At 63.2% G+C, this 19853-nt stretch carries 20 protein-coding genes and 1 tRNA gene; 8 read left to right on the top strand and 13 right to left on the bottom strand.

The window, feature by feature from the left end; genetic code table 11:
• Positions 1 to 24 precede the first annotated feature (24 nt).
• Positions 25 to 960: a DUF7146 domain-containing protein gene (locus tag WFP44_RS11690; RefSeq protein WP_336926743.1), complete on the bottom strand. Its 936-nt coding sequence runs from the start codon at positions 958 to 960 to the stop codon at positions 25 to 27.
• 123 nt (positions 961 to 1083) lie between these two features.
• Between WFP44_RS11690 and WFP44_RS11695 the strand changes: the two genes are divergently transcribed.
• Complete coding sequence (locus WFP44_RS11695) at positions 1084 to 1746, top strand: lytic transglycosylase domain-containing protein (RefSeq protein WP_336926744.1); 663 nt, start codon at positions 1084 to 1086, stop codon at positions 1744 to 1746.
• A gap of 16 nt (positions 1747 to 1762) precedes the next feature.
• Positions 1763 to 1960: a DUF5818 domain-containing protein gene (locus WFP44_RS15850; protein ID WP_377923037.1), complete on the top strand. Its 198-nt coding sequence runs from the start codon at positions 1763 to 1765 to the stop codon at positions 1958 to 1960.
• Positions 1961 to 2046: 86 nt separating this feature from the next.
• Here WFP44_RS15850 and WFP44_RS11700 read toward each other — a convergent pair whose 3' ends face one another.
• The 7 genes from WFP44_RS11700 to aspS form a co-directional block, all read right to left on the bottom strand.
• The gene (locus tag WFP44_RS11700) at positions 2047 to 3300 is read right to left on the bottom strand and encodes a tyrosine-type recombinase/integrase (RefSeq protein ID WP_336926745.1); all 1254 of its coding nucleotides are present in this window, start codon (positions 3298 to 3300) and stop codon (positions 2047 to 2049) included.
• 177 nt (positions 3301 to 3477) lie between these two features.
• A tRNA-Met gene (locus WFP44_RS11705) sits at positions 3478 to 3554 on the bottom strand.
• Between the two features lie 88 nt (positions 3555 to 3642).
• The gene (locus tag WFP44_RS11710) at positions 3643 to 4164 is read right to left on the bottom strand and encodes a 2'-5' RNA ligase family protein (RefSeq protein ID WP_336926746.1); all 522 of its coding nucleotides are present in this window, start codon (positions 4162 to 4164) and stop codon (positions 3643 to 3645) included.
• On the bottom strand, positions 4161 to 5132 hold the full coding sequence (mltG, locus tag WFP44_RS11715) for an endolytic transglycosylase MltG (protein ID WP_336926747.1): 972 nt from the start codon (positions 5130 to 5132) through the stop codon (positions 4161 to 4163). Before mltG ends, WFP44_RS11710 begins: the two co-directional genes overlap by 4 nt.
• Before the next feature lie 3 nt (positions 5133 to 5135).
• Positions 5136 to 6395 (bottom strand): beta-ketoacyl-ACP synthase II, encoded by a 1260-nt coding sequence (gene fabF / locus WFP44_RS11720; protein ID WP_336926748.1) that lies wholly within the window; start codon positions 6393 to 6395, stop codon positions 5136 to 5138.
• Between the two features lie 187 nt (positions 6396 to 6582).
• Complete coding sequence (locus WFP44_RS11725) at positions 6583 to 6819, bottom strand: acyl carrier protein (protein ID WP_336926749.1); 237 nt, start codon at positions 6817 to 6819, stop codon at positions 6583 to 6585.
• Between the two features lie 143 nt (positions 6820 to 6962).
• Positions 6963 to 8744, bottom strand: a complete 1782-nt coding sequence (aspS, locus tag WFP44_RS11730) for an aspartate--tRNA ligase (protein WP_336926856.1) — start codon at positions 8742 to 8744, stop codon at positions 6963 to 6965.
• A gap of 327 nt (positions 8745 to 9071) precedes the next feature.
• Here aspS and rnd point away from each other — a divergent pair, with 327 nt between their 5' ends.
• The 3 genes from rnd (at position 9072) to WFP44_RS11745 (ending at position 11696) form a co-directional block, all read left to right on the top strand.
• A complete protein-coding gene (gene rnd / locus WFP44_RS11735) occupies positions 9072 to 10379 on the top strand; it encodes a ribonuclease D (protein WP_336926750.1) in 1308 nt (435 codons plus the stop codon).
• Positions 10380 to 10462: 83 nt separating this feature from the next.
• A complete protein-coding gene (locus tag WFP44_RS11740) occupies positions 10463 to 10732 on the top strand; it encodes a GIY-YIG nuclease family protein (RefSeq protein WP_336926751.1) in 270 nt (89 codons plus the stop codon).
• Positions 10733 to 10799: 67 nt separating this feature from the next.
• A complete protein-coding gene (locus WFP44_RS11745) occupies positions 10800 to 11696 on the top strand; it encodes a hydrogen peroxide-inducible genes activator (protein WP_336926752.1) in 897 nt (298 codons plus the stop codon).
• 1 nt (position 11697) lies between these two features.
• Here WFP44_RS11745 and WFP44_RS11750 read toward each other — a convergent pair whose 3' ends face one another.
• Both WFP44_RS11750 and pgsA read right to left on the bottom strand, forming a co-directional pair.
• Complete coding sequence (locus tag WFP44_RS11750) at positions 11698 to 13137, bottom strand: amidase family protein (RefSeq protein WP_336926753.1); 1440 nt, start codon at positions 13135 to 13137, stop codon at positions 11698 to 11700.
• A gap of 47 nt (positions 13138 to 13184) precedes the next feature.
• Positions 13185 to 13778, bottom strand: coding sequence for a CDP-diacylglycerol--glycerol-3-phosphate 3-phosphatidyltransferase (pgsA, locus tag WFP44_RS11755; protein WP_336926754.1), 594 nt, complete (start codon positions 13776 to 13778; stop codon positions 13185 to 13187).
• 132 nt (positions 13779 to 13910) lie between these two features.
• Between pgsA and WFP44_RS11760 the strand changes: the two genes are divergently transcribed.
• Complete coding sequence (locus WFP44_RS11760) at positions 13911 to 15230, top strand: MFS transporter (RefSeq protein WP_336926755.1); 1320 nt, start codon at positions 13911 to 13913, stop codon at positions 15228 to 15230.
• A 1-nt stretch (position 15231) separates the two neighbouring features.
• On the opposite strand, the gene WFP44_RS11765 is transcribed toward WFP44_RS11760, so the two are convergent.
• Positions 15232 to 15435: a hypothetical protein gene (locus tag WFP44_RS11765; protein WP_336926756.1), complete on the bottom strand. Its 204-nt coding sequence runs from the start codon at positions 15433 to 15435 to the stop codon at positions 15232 to 15234.
• 138 nt (positions 15436 to 15573) lie between these two features.
• Between WFP44_RS11765 and WFP44_RS11770 the strand changes: the two genes are divergently transcribed.
• Positions 15574 to 17229: a thiamine pyrophosphate-binding protein gene (locus tag WFP44_RS11770; protein ID WP_336926757.1), complete on the top strand. Its 1656-nt coding sequence runs from the start codon at positions 15574 to 15576 to the stop codon at positions 17227 to 17229.
• A gap of 60 nt (positions 17230 to 17289) precedes the next feature.
• Here WFP44_RS11770 and WFP44_RS11775 read toward each other — a convergent pair whose 3' ends face one another.
• Both WFP44_RS11775 and WFP44_RS11780 read right to left on the bottom strand, forming a co-directional pair.
• Entirely contained in the window at positions 17290 to 17460 is a 171-nt protein-coding gene (locus WFP44_RS11775) for a CsbD family protein (protein ID WP_336926758.1), read from the bottom strand.
• 87 nt (positions 17461 to 17547) lie between these two features.
• Positions 17548 to 17958 carry an EVE domain-containing protein gene (locus WFP44_RS11780; RefSeq protein WP_336926857.1) on the bottom strand — a complete coding sequence of 137 codons (411 nt, stop codon included), beginning with the start codon at positions 17956 to 17958 and terminating at the stop codon, positions 17548 to 17550.
• A 137-nt stretch (positions 17959 to 18095) separates the two neighbouring features.
• Here WFP44_RS11780 and WFP44_RS11785 point away from each other — a divergent pair, with 137 nt between their 5' ends.
• Positions 18096 to 19799 carry a putative bifunctional diguanylate cyclase/phosphodiesterase gene (locus WFP44_RS11785; RefSeq protein ID WP_336926759.1) on the top strand — a complete coding sequence of 568 codons (1704 nt, stop codon included), beginning with the start codon at positions 18096 to 18098 and terminating at the stop codon, positions 19797 to 19799.
• Positions 19800 to 19853 lie beyond the last annotated feature (54 nt).

Here is a 19853-nt window from a genome sequence, read left to right on the forward strand (position 1 = left end):
ATGAGGTCCTGCGCCTCGCAGGCCTCAATCAGCCGAAGGCCCCCTCCCCTCTGGCTTGGTGATCAGGTTTTCCCGAGCGAGCCTTGCCGTGAGTTCATCGTTCCAGTCGAAACCGGTCGACGCTGGGGCTCGCGTCTGGATCATACGGCCCGGCGCAGAATATGCCTTCAGCCCGCGCTGCTCTGCGAGCTCGCCTCCCGCATCATTGTCGACGAACAAGTGGAGCTCGCGCACACTCTCGGGAATCGTGACGAGGCCGAACCGCTCGTTCCCGAGCGTTGCCCAACAAGGGATCCCGAACATCTGCATGGCTGACAGGGCGCTTTCGATACCTTCAGCAAGGCCCAACCGGCCCGAGGCTGGCGGGGCAAGTCTGACAGCACCACAGCCGAGGCTTCCCAGCGCACGCTTCGGCCGATCGAAACCTGCCAGCTTGGCGCTTCCGAGATCGAGAAACGTCCTGTGTATCGCGATTATGCCCATGTCAGTCGTGACAGCTGCCAACATGGCCGGGAGGAATTGGACCGCCCCGTGCGGTCCGAGCGGCGTGCGCTCGAGATACCGGAGCTGATCCAAGGCACGCAGAATCCCGCGCTGCGCGAGGTAAACTTCGGCATGGCTGCCGGTGATCGCCGTCGCAGAGTGCCACAACCGTCGTGCGTTGGAATTGAAGGCTCTTTTTTCCGGTCGATCAGCGGCCACGGCGCCAAAGCTATCGAACAGGTCACGGCTGCGAACACCCTGGCGGTCGAGTGCGGCAATCACCTCGTCATTCGAGCATCCCGCAAAGCAATGGAACAGGATCGCTTTGCGACCCAGTGTCACGCTGAGCGAGGGAGTTCGGTCGTCATGCGCTGGGCAGCAGCACATGCCCTTGTTCTGCCGCCATGTTCCGTTGAGGCTTTCGACGATCGTGCGAGCGCGGCGATCGAGGTGATGAGCATTCGTTTGTTGGGGCATCGACCCACTCCGTTTGATGTGCCCCTCCCGCGCAGCCTCCGCTCTGCATGCGCGCCAACGGATTTCCCTCCGCTCTATGTTCTATATATGTTCTTAAGTGAGTCGGCCATTGAGGATCGAGTAATGACCCCAAAAATCCGGTTGTTCGCCAGCGCCTGCATCACAGCTTCGCTTGCCTTCCCACTCAGCGCGCAAGAAGGGAAGCGAGCACCTGATCAGGAAGTATCCGGAAGTTCCATCAGCGGCGTCCGCATCGCGGTGGCTTCCAACGGGTTTCAGCTGGTCGAGCACGGGCTTTGGCGGCCGGCTAACGAGCCCACGCCCGCCAATTTCGATGTCGGCGCCGCAGCACGCGACGACTTTTCGCGCCGCGATCAGCATGCCGCTGGAACGGGCACATCGAGCTTTCGGAGAGCGAGCTATTTGCCTCACGTATATGCTGCCGAGGCAAAGTACGCCTTGCCCCCGGGTTTACTCGATGCCCTTGTCTGGACAGAATCCAGATACAACCCGTTGGCTGTCAGCGGAGTCGGAGCGGCGGGTCTCGGGCAACTGATGCCGGCCACCGCCAGAGAGCTCGGCGTGGCCAATCGCTTTGACCCTGTGGCAAACATCGACGGTGCCGCCCGCTATCTTCGGCAGATGCTGGATCGTTTCGGAGTGGTGCACCTCGCTTTGGCAGCCTACAACGCCGGGCCTGGGGCTGTTAGGAAGGCTGGCGGCATTCCGCAGAATGGCGAAACGCCGGCCTATGTGCGGAATGTGCTTCGCCGGTGGAAGCTATAACAGGGGATGATCTGGAGTGAGTAGCCAGCGGAAACGCTTATCAGGTCGATTGACGAAGGGGGCTCGAAGCCTCCTTCTCACGACCTCTGACGAGCATATCTGGATCGTAGAGACGCTGGATGTTCATCAGTCACTTGTCGGCAAAAACGTCATTGTTGATGGCATTCCGACGGCCGCCGACCGAATTCAAGCTGACTGGATCGGCCAGATCTAGCCACCGCGAAATCGATCAATCTTTGATGGCACGGTTCAGGGCACACCCCCCCCAGAACCACCTCCAACAGCGCAGAAAGCAGGAAATTAGGCGGCACTCTTCCCTCTTTTTTTGAGCTGGACCACCTTGTTCCCATCGAGGAAGTCGGCCCAATCCTGCATCATGCGTCGCCGAGGGACGAGATACTCGGCAGCGTTGTAAGCACCTCGGACGTCGTTCTTTTCGGAATGGGCAAGCTGCATCTCGACCCAATCCTCATGGTACTTCCGAATCCAAATCGCAGGTTTGCCAAGCTCGACCAGTTGCTCGTTCGCCCAGGTGCTGGCGAGCCCCCGGAACCCATGGACCGTCTGCCGACTATGATAACCAAGCCGATATAGGGCGTAGATCATAGTGTTTTCAGACAGCGGCTTATCTGCGCTCACCCCAGGGAACAAGAATTCGCCTGTCGCGCGCGATATCATCGTCCTAGCTATCTGGGCAGCCTGAGCGGAAAGAGGGACAAGGTGCTCTCGCCCCATCTTCATCCGCGCAGCCGGGATGCGCCACAGAGGATTTTTGCCGTGGAGGTCCTCGAACTCTGATTTGACAGCGAGGCGAAGCTCCTTGGTCCGGACCCAAGTCAGCAAGGCGAACATGACGGCGTCCCTCGTGATTGCCGAGCGCCGGTCACCTTCTTCCTGGTAGTCTCGGACCTTCTCAATAAACGCGGGCAACTCAACAAGTGGCAAGCGACTCATGTGCTTTACCCTTGGCCGTGGCTTTAGGGCGCCGCGAAGATTTGCTGTCGGATCACTGGAGGCCAACCCGCAAGCAATGGCAAACTGAAAGACCTGACCCACCCCCTGCTTAGCACGCCGGCTGATATCGAGCGCGCCGCGTGACTCTATCCGGCGTATCATCTCCAGAACCTCTGGCGCGGTGATCTCCTGAATCGGTCTTTGGCCAATGTAGGGGAACACATCCCGCTCCATCCGGGACCAGACACGATCGGCATGCGCCGGATCCAGTGCAGTCTTTCGGTTCTCATGCCAGCGGTTCGCGACGGCGAAGAAGGTGTCCCCGCCCTCCGATGTTACTTGGCCCTTGGCCAACATCGGGTCCTTGCCTTCCGCGAGGACGGCTTTAGCCGCCCGACGCTTTTCTCTGGCAGCTGCGATCCCCAATGCCGGGTAGGCTCCGAAGGAGAGCAGCTTCTCCTTGCCTGCAAAGCGGTACTTCATCCGCCAGAGCTTCGCGCCATTCGGCTGGACGAGCAGAAACAGGCCTTCGCTGTCGGCTAGCTTGTAAGCGCGCTCCAGCGGCTTGGCGTTCTTCGCTTGGTTCTCTGTGAGAGGCATGGGGGTATCGCTCCTTTCCGATACTCCGCGAAAATACCCCCAAAATACCCCCACACCAAATCTGGCTGCATGTGGATGGACACGGGCGCATGCGGACGCGAATCACCCGCAACCCTCTGCTTTCTCTTGGATTTTTGGAAAAATGCGGAAGCATTCGGAAGCTTCCGGAAAGGCCTGTGGTAGCGGAGGAGGGACTCGAACCCCCGACACGCGGATTATGATTCCGCTGCTCTAACCGGCTGAGCTACTCCGCCATCCACGATGGCAGGGGGTGCGAAACCCCCGGCAAGGCGCGGCATTTAGGGCGGTGCCTGCCGCCGGTCAATGCCCAATATGCGATCTTTATCGGCCTGCGGGGCGCCCGCGAAACGGCCACTTGCCCAGGGGTTCCCATGGCCCGCCCAGGTAGCGATGGAGTTCCAGTCCGCGAAAGGTGAAGTCCTGCGGTTCCACCCGCGCAGCCAGCCATTGCTGCAACCCCTTGGCCTCGGCATTCACAACCTTGTTCTGCACGGTGATGTGCAGCCGCACGGCGTGGCTGTCCTGCCCGGTCAGCAGGCCGGTGAAGCGATCGGCAATCTCCTCGCGCAAGGTCAGCAGCAGTGGGCTGGACAGGCGCAGCGCGGTGCCGCCGCCGAGGTTCATCACCCCCTCCAGCCGCGCAGGCACGGGCGCGGTGCGTGCCGCCAGCCGCGCCAGCACCTCCCTCGCCTCGCCTTCCACAAAGGGCGGCAGGGCGTGGAACAGCGTGACATGGGCTTTGAGGACATTGCGCTCCGCCGGGTAATTCTCGGCGCGCAATTGCGTGGCCCAGCTGTAGAGATCGGGCGGCAGCATTGCCGTCACGACAAGCGGATGCGTCACATCTCTCCGCGCGCGCGGCGCAGCGCATACCACTTTTCGACATTGGCCTGATGCTCTTCCAGCGTGCGGCCAAAGGCATGGCCGCCGCTGCCGTCGGCCACCATATACAGCGCATCGGTTGCGTCCGGATTGAGCACGGCGGCGATGGATTCGCGGCCCGGATTGGTGATCGGCCCCACAGGCAGGCCGCTCATCGAATAGGTGTTGTAGCCGTTCACCGCCGCGATTTCCGAGCGGCGGATGCGGCGGCCCAGCGGGCGCCCCTGCGTGATGGGGTAGATGATTGTCGGATCGGCCTGCAACCGCATCCCGATGCGCAGACGGTTCGAATACAGCCCCGCCACCATGCCGCGTTCGCCCGGAACGCCGGTTTCCTTTTCCACAATGCTGGCGAGGATCACCGCCTCTTGCGGGGTGTTCACCACGCTGCGCGGCCCCTTGGTGGGCCAGAGTTCCTCGATCGTGCGCGTCATCGCCGCCTGCATCCGGTCGAGCACCGCCTGCCGGCTTTCCCCGCGTTCGAAATCATAGGAATTGGGCAACACGCTGCCCTCGGCAGGCACGTCGATCTCGCCCGTCAGCAGCGGTTCGGCCATCAGCTTTTCGTGCACCAGAACCGACGGCATCCCTTCGGGAATGGTGATGAAACGCCGGATCACTTCGCCATGCTGGAAAATGTCGAGAATCCGCGCCGGGGATGCGCCGGCAGGCAGCAGGAATTCGCCCGCCTTGATCGGATCGGAACCGCCCAGCACCTTTGCCCGCAGCAGGAAGCCGTCGGCAGAGGCGATCAGCCCCTCCTCTTCCAGCTTGCGCGCCGCCGATGTCAGCGTGGACCCGTCGGACACGATGAAAGGCGTATCTTCGGCGATCTGGCTGGAGCCATACCAGCCCCAGGCGAACCACGCGCCCGCCAGCAGAACCGCCGCCAGAGCGAAGCCGAAAAGGGCGGCAACGGCCCGCAGCACGGCTTAATCGACCTTCTTCACCACCAGCGAGGCATTGGTGCCGCCAAAGCCGAAGCTGTTGTTGAGCGCGGCGCGCACGGTGCGCTTCTTGGCCACCAGCGGCACCAGATCGACGCCTTCGGTGCCTTCATCGGGATTGGTGAGGTTCAATGTCGGCGGCACCACCTGGTCGCGGATGGCAAGGATGCAGAAGATCGTTTCCACCGCGCCCGCGCCGCCCAAAAGGTGGCCGATGGCGCTCTTGGTCGAACTCATCGACGCACCCGACAGATCATCGCCCAGCACGCGCTTGACCGAGGCAAGCTCGATCGTGTCGGCCATCGTGCTGGTGCCGTGGGCGTTGACATAGTCAATATCGCCCGCGCCCAGCCCGGCCTTCTTCAGGGCCATGCGCATCGCCATTTCCGCGCCCTTGCCTTCGGGGTGCGGCGCGGTGACGTGATAGGCATCGCCCGACAGGCCATAGCCGACCACTTCGGCGTAGATTTTCGCGCCGCGCGCCTTGGCGTGTTCGTATTCCTCCAGCACGACAACGCCCGCGCCTTCACCCATCACGAAGCCATCGCGGTCCTTGTCATAGGGGCGGCTGGCTTCGGTGGGCCGGTCGTTGAAGCTGGAATTGAGCGCGCGCGCCTGCGCGAAGCCGGCAATGCCGATGGGGCAGATCGTGGCTTCCGCCCCGCCCGCCAGCATGATGTCGGCATCATCGTCGCGGATCATGCGCGCCGCATCGCCAATCGAATGCGCGCCGGTGGAGCAGGCGGTGACGACCGCGTGGTTCGGCCCCATCAGGCCATATTTGATGCTGACCTGCCCGCTGATAAGGTTGATGAGGCGCCCGTGAACGAAGTGCGGCGAAACCCGGCTGGGCCCGCGTTCGTGCAGATTGACCGATTCCAGCTCAATACCCGGCAGGCCGCCAATGCCGGAGCCAATGGAGCAGCCCGCGCGCATCCGCATCTCCTCGGGCATATCCACCAGGCCCGCATCTTCCAGCGCCTGGCCTGCGGCATCGATGCCGAACACGATGAAGGGATCGACCTGCCGCTGCACCTTGTGATCCACGCGGGCATCGGGATCAAAGCCCCATTCGTGGTCCTTGGGCTTTACCTCGCCGGCAATGGTGCATTTCTGGTTGGACGCGTCGAAGCGGGTGATCTGGCCGATGCCGCTCTTCCCGGCAATCAGGTTTGCCCAGGTCGTTTCCACATTGCCACCCAGGGGGGTGACAAGGCCAAGTCCGGTTACAACCACTCGCCGCATAAGCTCTACTCTCTCCAATCGCCTTCTGGCCAGTCGCGTGTCGGGCCGATCGTCCGCGCATTGTCTGCCTGCGCATCACGGGCCAAAATTGCGAAAGGCCCAGCCACGCATGGCTGAGCCTTCCATCCCCGTCCGCCCATCCCCGTTGGTCTGGCGCGGGCCGTGTTGCGAACAGGGTGGCGGGCAATCAGCCCGCGTTGGCTTCGATGAAGCTGATCGCGTCACCCACGGTGTTGATCTTCTCGGCCGCTTCGTCCGGGATTTCAACGCCGAATTCTTCTTCGAACGCCATCACCAGTTCGACAATGTCGAGGCTGTCGGCGCCCAGATCGTCGATGAAGCTGGCATCGGGAGTGACCTTCTCGTCCTCAACACCCAGATTCTCGACAACGATCTTCTTCACGCGGTCGGCGGTATCGCTCATGTGAAATCCCTTTTCAAAACGCTTGCAGGGTTGATTTGAATTTCGCCCTAGAGAGTGGCGGGGCGGCTTGCAAGGGGGCGCTGTATGCGCCAGCCCCTGCAATCGCCAGTTTTGCACCGCCCGGCTGTGGCGTGTGCTGCAAATCAGCTCTTGGACGGCTCCACCACGCGGATATGCAGTTCGCGCAGTTGCTTGGGTTCAGCCAAGGAGGGGGCGCCCATCAGCAGATCTTCGGCGCGCTGGTTCATCGGGAACAGCGTGATTTCGCGCAGGTTCTGCGCCCCGCACAGCAGCATCACGATGCGGTCCACACCCGCCGCCATCCCGCCATGCGGCGGCGCGCCATACTGGAAGGCGCGATAGAGGCCACCGAAACGCTCCTCCACATCAGCCTGCGTCAGGCCGGTGATCTCGAACGCCTTGACCATCGTTTCGGGATTCTCGTTGCGGATCGATCCGCTGGCGATTTCGTAGCCGTTGCAGACGAGGTCATACTGGAACGCCTTGATGGTGAGCGGGTCCTGCGTGGTCAGCGCCTCCATCCCGCCCTGCGGCATGGAGAAGGGGTTGTGGCTGAATTCGACCTTCTTGTTCTCCTCGTCCCATTCGTAGAACGGGAAATCGACGATCCAGCACAGTTCGAACCGGTCCTTGTCGATCAGGTCGAGCTGTTCGGCCACGCGGGTGCGGGCAAGACCGGCCAGCTTGGCGGCCTGCTCTTCCTTGCCGGCTGCAAAGAACACGCCGTCATCCGGCCCAAGGCCCAGTGCCGCGATCAGCGCGGCGGTGCGCTCCTCGCCGTGGTTCTTGGCGATCGGGCCGCCGGGCACGCCGTCCTTGATGTTGATATAGCCAAGGCCGGAATAGCCTTCGCCCCGCGCCCAGTTGTTCATGTCGTCAAAGAACTTGCGGCTGCCCGCGCCGGCACCCGGTGCCGGTATGGCGCGGATGGTGCCGCCGCCCGCCACGATCCCGGCAAAGATGCCGAAACCGCTATCGGTGAAATGCTCGGTCACATCCTTGATGATGATCGGGTTGCGCAAGTCCGGCTTGTCGCTGCCGTAATCGAGCATCGCCTTGGCATAGGGGATGCGCGGGAAGCTGCCCGATGGCGTCACCGGCTTGCCCTTTGCAAAAGCCTCGAACACGCCGCCGATCACCGGCTCCATCGTTTCCCACACTTCTTCCTGCGTGACGAAGCTCATTTCCAGATCAAGCTGGTAGAATTCGCCCGGCAGCCGGTCGGCGCGCGGGTCTTCATCGCGGAAACAGGGCGCAATCTGAAAATAGCGGTCGAACCCCGCTACCATCAGCAATTGCTTGTATTGCTGCGGCGCCTGCGGCAGCGCGTAGAACTTGCCCGCATGGATGCGGCTGGGCACCAGAAAGTCGCGCGCGCCTTCGGGGCTGCTCGCGGTCAGGATCGGCGTCGAATATTCGGTGAAGCCTGCCGCTTCCATCCGGCGGCGCATTTCGGAAATGATCTTGGTGCGCGTCACGATATTGGCGTGCAGCGTTTCGCGGCGCAAATCGAGGAAGCGGTAACGCAGGCGGATGTCTTCGGGATATTCCTGCTCGCCCGCCACGGGCAGCGGCAGTTCCTCCGCCCGGCTCAGCACCTTCACGCCGCGCGCAAACACTTCGATCTGTCCAGTGGAGAGGGTGGGATTGACCGTGGCCGCATCGCGCGCCTTCACTTCGCCATCGATGGTAACAACGCTTTCCAGCCGCAGCCCTTCCAGCACCGGCAGCGCCGCGCTGTCGCTGTCGGCCACGATCTGCGTGATGCCGTAATGGTCGCGCAGATCGACGAACAGCACGCCGCCATGGTCACGCTTGCGGTGAACCCAGCCCGACAGGCGGACAGTCTCGCCGACATTGGCAGCGCCAAGAGCAGCGCAGGTGTGGGTGCGGTAGAGGTGCAGCGACTCTGGCATGGTCATGGATCAGGCTTTGCAATTGCGAGTGAACAGGTGCGGGGATACAGCCCCGGCAAGCGGCGCGCATTAGCGCCTTGGCGCGCCTGCGTCACCCCCTTTCCCCAGCGCCAATCGCGAGTGCTTGCGAAGCGGGCTTGCAACACCTTGTGCACAAACTGCGCTGCCTTGCGCAAAATGCAGGCATCGCCGGTTGGCGCGGGGGCACGGGCGCGCTAACAGCCAGCGCCAGGGCGCGCCGGATGGCTGCTGCCCTGTCCTTGCCCCTGCGGGCGCCGGGCGGTGAACCGCCCACCCAGCGAACGAAAAGACCCGATGAAGATACATCCCCTCATTACCAAGACCGCCGATCTGGCCGCGCTGTGCGACCGGCTGGCGAAAAGCGATTTCGTGTGCGTCGACACCGAATTCATGCGGGAGAACACCTATTACCCCCTGCTGTGCCTGATCCAGATCGGGAATGAGGAGGAAGCTGCCGCGATCGACCCGCTGGCCGACGGTCTGGATCTCAAGCCCCTGCTCGACCTGATGTGCGAAAATGAGGGCGTGCTGAAGGTCTTTCATGCAGGCGGGCAGGATGTGGAAATCATCTACAACCTCACCGGCAAGACGCCGCAGCCCATTTTCGACACGCAGGTGGCGATGATGGCGATCAGCCAGAGCGAGCAGATCGGCTATGCCAATCTCGTCGAAAGCTGGCTGGGCAAGACGATCGACAAGGGCGCGCGCTTTACCGACTGGAGCCGCCGCCCGCTGACCGAACGGCAGATCGAATATGCGATTGGCGATGTGACCTATCTCGCCAAGATTTTCCCGCGCATCCTGAAAAAGCTGATCAAGACCGGGCGCGGCGCGTGGCTCGATGCCGAGATGGAGAAGCTGGCCGATCCCGCCAATTACGCCAACGAGGCAGAGGAAGCCTGGCACCGCCTGCGCGCGCCGGGCCGCAATCCGGCGGTGCTGGGCCGGATGAAGGCGCTGGCCGCCTGGCGCGAGAGCGAGGCGCAAGCCAAGGACATTCCGCGCGGACGCATCATCCGCGACGAAACGCTGGCCGATATTGCCAGCCACCCGCCCAAGACGCAGGCCGATCTCGCCAAGGTGCGCGGCCTCAGCCAAGCGTGGAAGGACAACGACATCGGCAAAAGGCTGATGCGCGTTCTCGCCAATGCGCAGCCGCTTTCCGAAGACGAAATGCCCGACAAGCCCAAGCGCGGCGCGCCGCTGGGCAAGGAAGGCGCGCTGGTGGCGGACCTGCTCAAGCTGCTGCTGAAAATCCGCAGCCGCGAGATTGACGTGGCCGCCCGCCTGCTCGCCCGGTCGGAGGAACTGGAAAACCTTGCCGCCGGAATGCGCAAACTGCCGCTTCTCGAAGGCTGGCGCTACGAGGTGTTCGGCCGCGATGCGCTGGAACTGGTTGAAGGCAAATTGGCCTTCGCGGTGGAGCGCGGGCGGCTGAAGATGACGCATATTGACGATGTCGCCAATGGCAGCGCCAGCGTGCACGCCGTGGCCGGGCAGGAGGATGACCCGGTCGAGGACTGGGCCGACGAGGCGGGCGAGGAGGACTACCAGCCCGAAGTTGAAGTGGATACCGAAACGGAAGCGGACGCCGCCGAGTGAGCGGCGCAACGCCAGCCTCGTCATTGCGAGCATAGCGAAGCAATCCATCGCCCATGCCACGCGATTTTCAGCCCGCCGTGTATATGATGGCCAACCGCAAGAACGGAGCGATCTACACAGGCGTTACATCCTCCCTTGCGCAAAGGGTCTGGCAGCACGCACAGGGGGTCGTGGCCGGCTTCACGCAGCAATATCAGTGCAAGAAACTGGTCTGGTTCGAATTCCATTCCACAATGGAACACGCCATCAGCCGCGAAAAACAGATCAAGGCGGGTTCGCGACGCAAGAAGATTGCCCTGATTGATGCCATCAATCCGGACTGGCGTGACCTCTATCAGGAAATCGCTACATAACACCGTGCAGGAGCTGGATTGCCGCGTCGCCTCCGGCTCCTCGCAATGACGAAATCGGGGTTCTGCCGTGTCCACCTATCTGCCCACCATCAAGCAGCTGCAATATCTCGTCGCCTTGCACGAGCATGAACATTTCGGCCGCGCGGCGGACAGTTGCTTTGTCTCGCAATCCACGCTGTCGGCCGGCATACGCGAGCTGGAATCGCTGCTGGGCGTGGTGCTGGTGGAACGCAGCCGGCGCGTGGTGCGCTTTACCCCGCTGGGCAATCAGGTGGTGGCCAAGGCGCACCGCCTGCTGCGCGAGGCGGAGGAGCTGGCCGATCTGGTGCAGGCCGCCGGAAAACCGCTTTCGGGCGAATTGCGCATGAGCGTGATCCCCACAATTGCGCCCTTCCTGCTGCCGCGCATCCTCCCGCGCCTGCGCCGCGAGCGCCCGCAACTCAAGCTGTTCCTGCGTGAGGAGACGAGCGAGCACGCGGTCGAATCGCTCCACCATGGCCGCGCGGATTGCGTGCTGCTGGCGCTGCCCTTTGCCACGGGCGAGGTGGAGAAGGAGATTATCGGGGACGATCCGCTCTACGTCGCCTTCCCCAAGGACGACCCGCGCGATCCGCCCGCCGAAATATCGCCCAGCATGATCGACGAAGGCCGGCTGATGCTGCTGGAGGATGGGCACTGCCTGAAAGAGCACGCGCTCGCCGCCTGCAACCGCCCCGAAATGCGCGCCAGCGCCACGATGATCGGCACGAGCCTGCATACGCTGGTGCAGATGGTGGATAACGGCCTTGGCCTCACCATGCTGCCGCAAATGGCGATCGAGGCGGGCATATTGCACGAAACGAACGTGGTCGCCCGTCCGCTGAAAGGCCGCCACACCAGCCGCCAGATCGCGCTGATCTGGCGCACCAATTCGCCGCGCGCGGAGGAGTTCCGGCTGCTGGCGCAGGAATTGAAGGCGGGCTGATCTACCCCTGCGCCACGGGCGGTGGAACAAAACCGCCAACGGCCTGCGCCGCCAGTTCGGCAAAGCGGATCGCGGTCAGATCCTCCATCCACGGCCCGATCACCTGCATCCCCACGGGCAGGCCATCGTGCATACGCCCGGTCGGCATCACCGTGGCGGGCAGATTCGCCACCGTTGCCAGTCCCTGCCAGGTGAAATCGAGATAGGGCACCGGCTTGCCGTTCACCGTGATGCGGCGGGCAAGCTGTTCGGAATGAACCCCCTGCCCTTGGGCCATATGCGGGAAGGCGACCACGGGCACGGGCGCGGTCAGCAGCACATCGTATGTGGCAAAGTAGCGCGCCCAGCCGCGGTAAAGATGCGCGCGCCTGTCCTGCAACTCGAACCATTCGGGCAGGGTGCAGCGCATATAGCGCGACATCTGTTCGGCAATGCCGGTGGGATCGTCCGGAATGCATTTGGCAAACTCGTCCGCCTCACCCGGAGCGGCGGCGCCGACAATGGCGAACAGCGTGCGCATATAGGTCTCGTGAGAACTGGCGGCATCCACTGGCATCGCCACCCGTTCAATGCGCGCACCCGCCTTTGCCAATGCTTCGGCATGGGCTTCCAGCGCCGCGCGCACCCCGTCGTCGAGCACGAAATCCGATCCCTCGCCCAGCCACAGGCCCACGCGGAAATCCGCCAGTTCCTCGCCGCGCGGAGGGGCAAGGTCGCGCCCTGCAAGCAAAGGCAGCACCAGCGCCAGATCGCCCGCGCTGCGTGCCAGCGGCCCGCCCACGCCCAGTTCGGGCTGATACAGCGCGCCGGGCATGGGCGGGATATGGCCGCGCATCGGCACCAGGCCATAGCTCGGCTTGTGCCCGTAAACCCCGCAGAAATGCGCCGGGATGCGGATCGACCCGCCGATATCGCTGCCCAGTTCGAACGCGGTCAGGCCCAGCGCCACGCTCACCGCCGATCCGCCGGAGGAACCGCCGGGGGAACGCCCCTCGTCCCATGGATTGCGGGTGAGGCCGTAGACGGGGTTGAAGCTCTGCCAGTCGCTCGCGCCCTGCGGCAGATTGGTCTTGCCATAGATGATTGCGCCCGCACGGCGCAGCGCCGCCACCGCATCGGCATCTTCGGCAGGTCGGTGATCGGCCAGAAAGGGAAAGCCGCAGCAGGCGGGCATTCCTGCCGCTTCGTAACATTCCTTGATCGTGATCGGCAGCCCGGCCAGCGGGGGAAGCGCCTCTCCCCGTGCACGCGCGGCGTCCACTGCCCGTGCCTCGCTCCGCGCCCGTTCCAGATCGAAGGCAATCACCGCATTGAACCGGGGATTGAGGCGATCAACCCGTCCCAGCATCAGGTGGAGCAGACCTTCCGCGCTGATTGCGCCCGATTGCAGCAGCGCCAGTTGTTCGCCCGCCGACAGCAGGGCGATATCCGTGCCAGACATATTTTTCTCTCTCCCCTGATTGCCGCCAATACGGTCAACCGCGCGTCTCAATCCATGTGCTTCAGACCCACCCGCAGGTAATCCCAGCCGGTAATCACCGTCAGGATAGCCGCCAGCCACAGCGTGGTCAGACCCACCGTGTGCGGCAGATTGATGACCTCGCCCCACAAATCGACATTCCAGCGCGGCAGCCCCTGCCCCAGAATCAGCGCGCCCAGCGATACGAGCTGAAAGGTGGTTTTCCACTTCGCCAGCTTGCTGACGGGAATGGAGATTTGCAGCGGCCCCAGAAATTCGCGCAGGCCCGATACCGCAATCTCGCGCATCACGATGATCATGCCCGCGATCACGTGCATATCGCCCACATAGGGGCCACGCAGCACGCCCATCGCCGCCAGCACCAGGATCACGGTGACCACCATGATCTTGTCGGCAATCGGATCGAGGAAAATGCCCAGCTTGGATACCGCGCCGCTGCTGCGCGCCAGCATCCCGTCGAGGTAATCGGTAAAGCCCATCAGGCAGTAGAGCATGAAGGCGAGCAGATAGCCCACTTCCCATCCCGGCCACCACAGCAGCGCCGCCAGCAGCGGGATCATGGCGATGCGCGACAGGGTGAGGATGTTGGGCAGGCTCAGCATCGCACGCAGCCTTAGGGCACATTGCGCCGGCAAAAAAGCCCGCAACCAATTTTGCAGCTGTTTCTTGTTTGTCAGGCCAATGCGGCTAAACGCTTGGGTTCAGGCAACGGCACAGGGTATCGCGCGGCCACCATGTTCACTTCCACCCATCTGCTGAAGCAGCGGCGCTTTGCCCCGCTGTTCGTGACCCAGCTGCTCAACGCCTTCAACGACAACCTCTACAAGAACGCGATGGTGCTGTTCGTCGTGTACTCGGTCTATAATTCGGCCGCGGCGGAAACGGTGTTCAGCGGGGTTGCCTCGGCGGTGTTCATCCTGCCCTTCTTCCTGCTGTCGGCCATGTCAGGACAATTGGCCGATATGCGCGACAAGGCGCGGATCATCCGCCTGGTGAAGGCGGCGGAAATCGGCATCATGACCGTGGGCGCGGCAGGCCTGCTGATGGCATGGCAGGGGATGCTGACCGAAGTGATGGCCATCCCGCTGATGATGCTGGCACTGCTGGCAATGGGCATCCACTCCACCTTTTTCGGGCCGATCAAATATGCGATCCTTCCCCAGCATCTGAAGCGCGAGGAAGTGCTGGCGGGCACGGGCCTTGTCGAAGCGGGCACCTATATCGCCATCATGGGCGGCACGATCGTGGCGGGATTCGTCTCGGTGCAGGTGGCCGCAATGCTGGTGATCGGAATTGCCATTATCGGCTATATCACCAGCCGCCAGGTGCCCCCTGCCCCGCCTTTCGTGGAAGGGCAGGCAATTGATCGCCACATCATCCGCGCCTCCATCGCGCTGGTGCGCAACACGATGCACAACCGCGAGGTGTTCTATGCCATCCTCGCCATCAGCTTCTTCTGGACGATCGGCGCGGTGCTGTTCATCCAGTTCCCGCCGCTGGCCAAGAATGTGCTGATGGCCAGCAAGGAGGTCGCCAGCCTGTTCCTGGTGATCTTCTCGATCGGAGTCGCCATCGGTTCGGTGGCGATCAACGCGCTGCTGAAAGGCGCGGTGTCGGCCCGCTATTCGCCGGTTTCGGTGATCTTCATGGGATTGTTCGTCGCTGCCTTCTACTGGGTATGCCATCTGTGGGACGGCGTGCCGCATGGCAGCGAATTGATGGATGTCGCCACCTTCATTGCCCAGCCGCTGGCCCCGCTGGTGCTGTTCACCCTGCTGCTGATCGCGATTGCGGGGGGGATGTTCGTGGTGCCGCTCTATGCTTTCCTCACCACCAAGGTCGACCCTTCCCAGGCCAGCCGCACCGTGGCGGCGAACAATATCGTCAATTCAGGCGCGATGGTGGGCGGTTCGGTGCTGGCGCTGGGCCTCAGCGCGGCGGGGGTTCCGCTGGTGGAGCAGGTGCTGCTGAGCGCGGCGATGTGCCTTGTGTCTGCGTGGCTGGGCTACCGGCTCTATGCGGCGGAAAAACTGGCGGCCCTTCCCGCCGAATAGTTCAGGCCAAAAACACCGTCACCGCCAGGAAGCAGGCGACATAGGTGGCGAGGAACTGGCGCGCATCCTCGCCGTCCAGCCCGAAGAAATTGAGCCGCCAGCTGCGCTTGTTCTCCACCTCGTCCAGCATACGCCACAAAGGGGGCAGCGAAGCCCGGAACGGGTGGCGGGCCGATTCATCGGTGAGGACAAGTGCGCGTCTCATGGGGGCCTCTTGTTAACTCTTTGCTAACCATCTTCCAGCCGCGAGGTTCCCCCTGTCCACAATCCGGACAGTGGAGAAGATCGTGATGCCGACAACGGCAATTGCGGGGCGCACGGCGAGCAGGTAGAGGATGATTTCATGAGCAACCAAGCTGCCGCCTTGCTGGTCGAATGCCTTGCCGCGCAAGGGTGCGACCGCGTGTTCACCGTGCCGGGGGAGAGCTTTCTCCCCGTGCTGGACGCGCTGCGCGATCGGCCGGAAATTCAGACAATTACCTGCCGGCAGGAAGGCGGGGTCACTTTCATGGCCTGCGCGGACGGAACCATGACGGGCCGCCCCGGCGTGGCCTTCGTCACGCGCGGCCCCGGTGCCACCAATGCCAGCATTGGTGTTCATGTGGCGATGCAGGATTCGCAGCCAATGATCCTGTTCGTGGGCGATGTGGGCCGCGAAATGCGCGACCGCGAGGGCTTTCAGGAAGTGGATTTTCCCGCTTTCTTCGGCCCCATCTGCAAATGGGCCGCGCGGATCGACCGGGCGGATCGCATCCCGGAATTTATCGCCCGCGCCTATGCCACCGCGATTGGCGGCAGGCCCGGCCCGGTGGTGCTGGCCCTGCCGGAAGATATGCTGCACGAAAGCGGCGTGCAGGCGTCGGTGCGCCCTTTTGTCCACAAGCCCGCGCAGCCGCCCTGCCCCGATGCGCTGGAAGCGATGATGGCCCTTATCGCGGACGCTGCCGCCCCGCTGGCCATCATTGGCGGCGCCGGCTGGCACACCAAGGCGCGCGACCATTTCACCGCCTTTGCCGAACGGCTGGGCCTGCCGGTCGCCACTGCGTTCCGGCGGCAGGATGCGATATCCCCCGCCTCACCCGTTTACGCGGGCAATCTGGGTTACGGCCCCTCGCCAGCCTTGGTGGAACGTGTGAAAGCAGCCGATCTGCTGCTGGTGGTGGGCGCGCGGCTGGGCGAGGCGACAACCGATGGCTATACCCTTGTCACCCCCGATCATCCCGGCCAAGTGCTGATCCATATCCACCCCGACCCGGCGGAGCTGAACCGCGTTTACCGCGCCGATCTCGCCATCTGCGCCGATCCCGATGAATTTGCCGAAAGCACCGCCCTGTGGGACGATCACGCGATCATCTCCTTCGATGCAGGCGAGGACGCGCACCGCGAATGGTTGAAGTGGTCCACGCCGGGGGAAGCCGATTTCGCGCTCGATCTGAACCGCGTGATGGCCGCGATCCGTGCGCAGGTTCCCGCCGATGCCATCATCTGCAACGGTGCGGGCAATTTCGCCGGCTGGTGGCACCGCTTCTGGCATTATCACGGCGCGCCCGGCCAGCTTGCCCCCACCTGCGGCGCGATGGGTTATGGCATCCCCGCCGCAGTGGCCGCCGCGCTGCGTTATCCCGACCGGACGGTGATTGCCGCGGCAGGTGACGGCGACTTCCTGATGAACGCGCAGGAACTGGCGACCGCCGTGCAATATGGCGCGGATATGCTGGTGATCGTGTTCGACAACACAGCCTATGGCACGATCCGGATGCATCAGGAGCGCGAATATCCCGGCCGGGTTTCCTCCACCGATCTGGCCAATCCGGATTTCGCGGCCATGGCCACCGCGTTTGGCGGCTGGGGCGCACGGGTAGAGACGCATGACGCCTTTTCCGAGGCGCTGAGGGATGCCCTGACGCGAAGCGGCGTGCGCCTGATTCACTGCCTGACTGATATTGAGCAATTGAGCGCAGGCGGCGCAACAATCAGCGGGCTGCGCGCACGTGCCTGACTAGCAAAAGGGGCCACCTTGTGCAGATGGCCCCTTCCTTCAGTCCGAAACCGGCAGGTTTCAGATGTTGTCGCCAAGCTTGCCCTTGACCTCGCCCTTCATCTGCTGGGCCTTGCCCTTCAATTCCTGCGCGGCACCGTCCGCACGGGTTTCCGGGTTGTTCGAATTCTGCTTGGCCTTGCCGATGGCTTCGTTGATATTGCCCTTGGCCTTGTCGATCAGCTCGCCCATTGGTTGTCTCCTTGGTTGACTTCGCGGAGGGCGACCTGTTCGCCATCCTTGATCACCCAATGACTTAGGGGGCGGAAAGGTTCCGGTTTACCGCGCGGCCAGCGCCAGGATGTGCTCCCACTCGGACGGAGTGATCTCGGCCACGGACAGGCGCGAGAGGCGCACCAGTTCGATCCCCTCCAGTGCGGCATCGCCTTTGATCTCGGCCAGCGTGACGGGGCGTTCCAGCGCGCGCACGGGTTTCACCATCACGGTCGCCCACTTGCCTTCGGGATCGGTCGGATCAGTGAGGCCCGTGCGGCTGATCTCGACAATGCCGACAATCTCCTTCCCCGTCACCGAATGGTAGAAGAAGGCCTGATCGCCCACCTGCATCGCGCGCATATTGTTGCTGGCGCGGTGGTTGCGCACGCCATCCCACACGGTTTCGCCGTCGCGCAACAGCGCGTCCCAGCCATACTTTTCCGGCTCCGACTTCATCAGCCAGTAGCGATGCATAACCATATCCCTTTGCCCCGAATGCGCGTGCGGTTGCGCCCTTGTGGCCGATGGCGCAACGGCATTAACCGAAAATTGATCATGCTTTCGCATATGTCGTTTGCACTTTTGGGGGGCAAGCCGTCTTGGCGAAAATCATGGGCCAGAATACGAGCCATAATGCGGGTCAAAATCCGGGCCAGAATCCGGGCCAGGATTCGGCCAAGACTGCCGGCAACCGCAGCAGGCGGCACGACATCGTCGCCTTTGGTATTGCCGCGGCCGCCATTATCCAGTTCGTGGGCATCGCCGGCACGTTGATGCCGCAGGTTCTGCGCTCATGGCTGACGGGCAGCGCTCCGCCCGATCCGCTGCTGGTCAACGCGTTGCTGCTCAATATCGCGCTCGTGCTGCTGGGCTGGCGCCGCTATTCCGAAATGCAGCGCGAAGTGGCGATCCGGCGCCAGACCGAGGAAGAGGCGCGCCTGCTGGCCAGCACCGACCCGCTGACCAAATGCCTCAACCGCCTGAGCAGCACCGCCGCAATCCAGGCCCTGCTCGAAACGGGGCAGCAGGTGAAGCGCAATGTCGCAGTGTTCTTGATCGACCTCGACAATTTCAAGCAGATCAACGATCTGAACAGCCATCAGACGGGTGATCTGGTGCTGACCGTGGTGGCTGACCGGTTGCGCCTGCATTTCCCCGCTGGCAGCGTGATCGCCCGCGTGGGCGGCGATGAATTCGTGTGCGCGATGATCGTGGACCCGGCCCTGCACGGCGATCTTGACCATTTTGCCGCGCTGCTGATCGAACAGGTCGGCCAGCCCGTGGCCGATGGGAGGGTGATGATCCTGCCGCGGATTTCCGCCGGCTATGCGCTGAGCGAGCCGCACACGGCGGACAGCGCGCCCACCGATGCCGCCACGCTGGTGCATCGCGCCGATATTGCGATGTATCACGCCAAGAAAAGCGGCCGGAACCGCCATGTGGCCTTCCAGCCCCTGCTGGAAGATGATCTGCGGCTGAAACGGAACCTGGAAGCCGCTATCCGCGACGGCATTGCCAAGGGCGAATTCGCGCCATTTTACGAGCAGCAGGTCGATCTGCAAACGGGCAAGCTTGTCGGTTTCGAGATGCTGGCGCGCTGGCATTCGCCGCATTATGGCCTCGTCAGCCCCGAAGTGTTCATCCCCATTGCCGAGGAAATGGACCTGATTTCGGAGCTTTCCGAAAATCTCATCCGGCAGGCGCTGGCCGATGCGCGTGAATGGGATCCGTCGCTGACGCTTTCGGTCAATATCTCGCCGGTGCAGTTTCGTGACGCGTGGTTTGCGCAAAAGCTGCTGCAATTGCTGGTGGAGGCCGGCTTTCCACCCAGCCGGCTGGAAATCGAGATTACCGAAAGCACGCTGCACGAAAATGTCGGCGCGGTGCGCAATGCTGTCACCAGCCTCAAAAATCAGGGCGTGCGCGTCTGCCTCGACGATTTCGGCACCGGCTATTCCAGCCTGAGCCAGCTGCGTTCGCTGCCGTTCGACCGGATCAAGATCGACCGCAGCTTCGTGTCGGAAATCGGGCAGGATTCCAAGTGCGGCGATCTGGTCGCTGCCATCGTCTCGCTGGGGCGCGGGCTTGATCTGCCGGTGACGGCGGAAGGGATCGAAAGCTCGCAGGTGCGCGACGCGCTGCGCGATCTGGGCGGGATGAAAGGTCAGGGCTATCTGTTCGGTATGCCCGAAGATGCCAGCACCACCCGCGCCAGGCTGGCCGCGATGAAGCTGCTGGCGGGCTCTGGCAGCAGGCAGGAAATGGACGAACCAGCAGCGGAGATTGTCGCGTTGCCTGGCCGACAGGCCAGCTAGCCCGCCCCTTCCACATTGGGCGCTGCACCGCGCCCGCGCCCATTGCGGAAGGGG

The sequence above is a fragment of the Alteraurantiacibacter palmitatis genome (genome assembly GCF_037154115.1).
In the GTDB taxonomy this organism is placed as follows: domain Bacteria; phylum Pseudomonadota; class Alphaproteobacteria; order Sphingomonadales; family Sphingomonadaceae; genus Alteraurantiacibacter; species Alteraurantiacibacter palmitatis.

Bases quoted from the DNA above. Each gene is read 5' to 3' on its own strand.
- WFP44_RS11765 (WP_336926756.1), bottom strand. From the start codon at position 15,435: ATGAGACGCGCACTTGTCCTCACCGATGAATCGGCCCGCCACCCGTTC.
- fabF (WP_336926748.1), bottom strand. From the start codon at position 6,395: ATGCGGCGAGTGGTTGTAACCGGACTTGGCCTTGTCACCCCCCTGGGT.
- rnd (WP_336926750.1), top strand. From the start codon at position 9,072: ATGAAGATACATCCCCTCATTACCAAGACCGCCGATCTGGCCGCGCTG.
- pgsA (WP_336926754.1), bottom strand. From the start codon at position 13,778: ATGCTGAGCCTGCCCAACATCCTCACCCTGTCGCGCATCGCCATGATC.
- WFP44_RS11785 (WP_336926759.1), top strand. From the start codon at position 18,096: ATGGGCCAGAATACGAGCCATAATGCGGGTCAAAATCCGGGCCAGAAT.
- WFP44_RS11780 (WP_336926857.1), bottom strand. From the start codon at position 17,958: ATGCATCGCTACTGGCTGATGAAGTCGGAGCCGGAAAAGTATGGCTGG.
- WFP44_RS11750 (WP_336926753.1), bottom strand. From the start codon at position 13,137: ATGTCTGGCACGGATATCGCCCTGCTGTCGGCGGGCGAACAACTGGCG.
- WFP44_RS11695 (WP_336926744.1), top strand. From the start codon at position 1,084: ATGACCCCAAAAATCCGGTTGTTCGCCAGCGCCTGCATCACAGCTTCG.
- WFP44_RS11700 (WP_336926745.1), bottom strand. From the start codon at position 3,300: ATGCCTCTCACAGAGAACCAAGCGAAGAACGCCAAGCCGCTGGAGCGC.
- WFP44_RS11740 (WP_336926751.1), top strand. From the start codon at position 10,463: ATGATGGCCAACCGCAAGAACGGAGCGATCTACACAGGCGTTACATCC.
- WFP44_RS11725 (WP_336926749.1), bottom strand. From the start codon at position 6,819: ATGAGCGATACCGCCGACCGCGTGAAGAAGATCGTTGTCGAGAATCTG.
- WFP44_RS11775 (WP_336926758.1), bottom strand. From the start codon at position 17,460: ATGGGCGAGCTGATCGACAAGGCCAAGGGCAATATCAACGAAGCCATC.
- WFP44_RS11690 (WP_336926743.1), bottom strand. From the start codon at position 960: ATGCCCCAACAAACGAATGCTCATCACCTCGATCGCCGCGCTCGCACG.
- WFP44_RS11770 (WP_336926757.1), top strand. From the start codon at position 15,574: ATGAGCAACCAAGCTGCCGCCTTGCTGGTCGAATGCCTTGCCGCGCAA.
- WFP44_RS11760 (WP_336926755.1), top strand. From the start codon at position 13,911: ATGTTCACTTCCACCCATCTGCTGAAGCAGCGGCGCTTTGCCCCGCTG.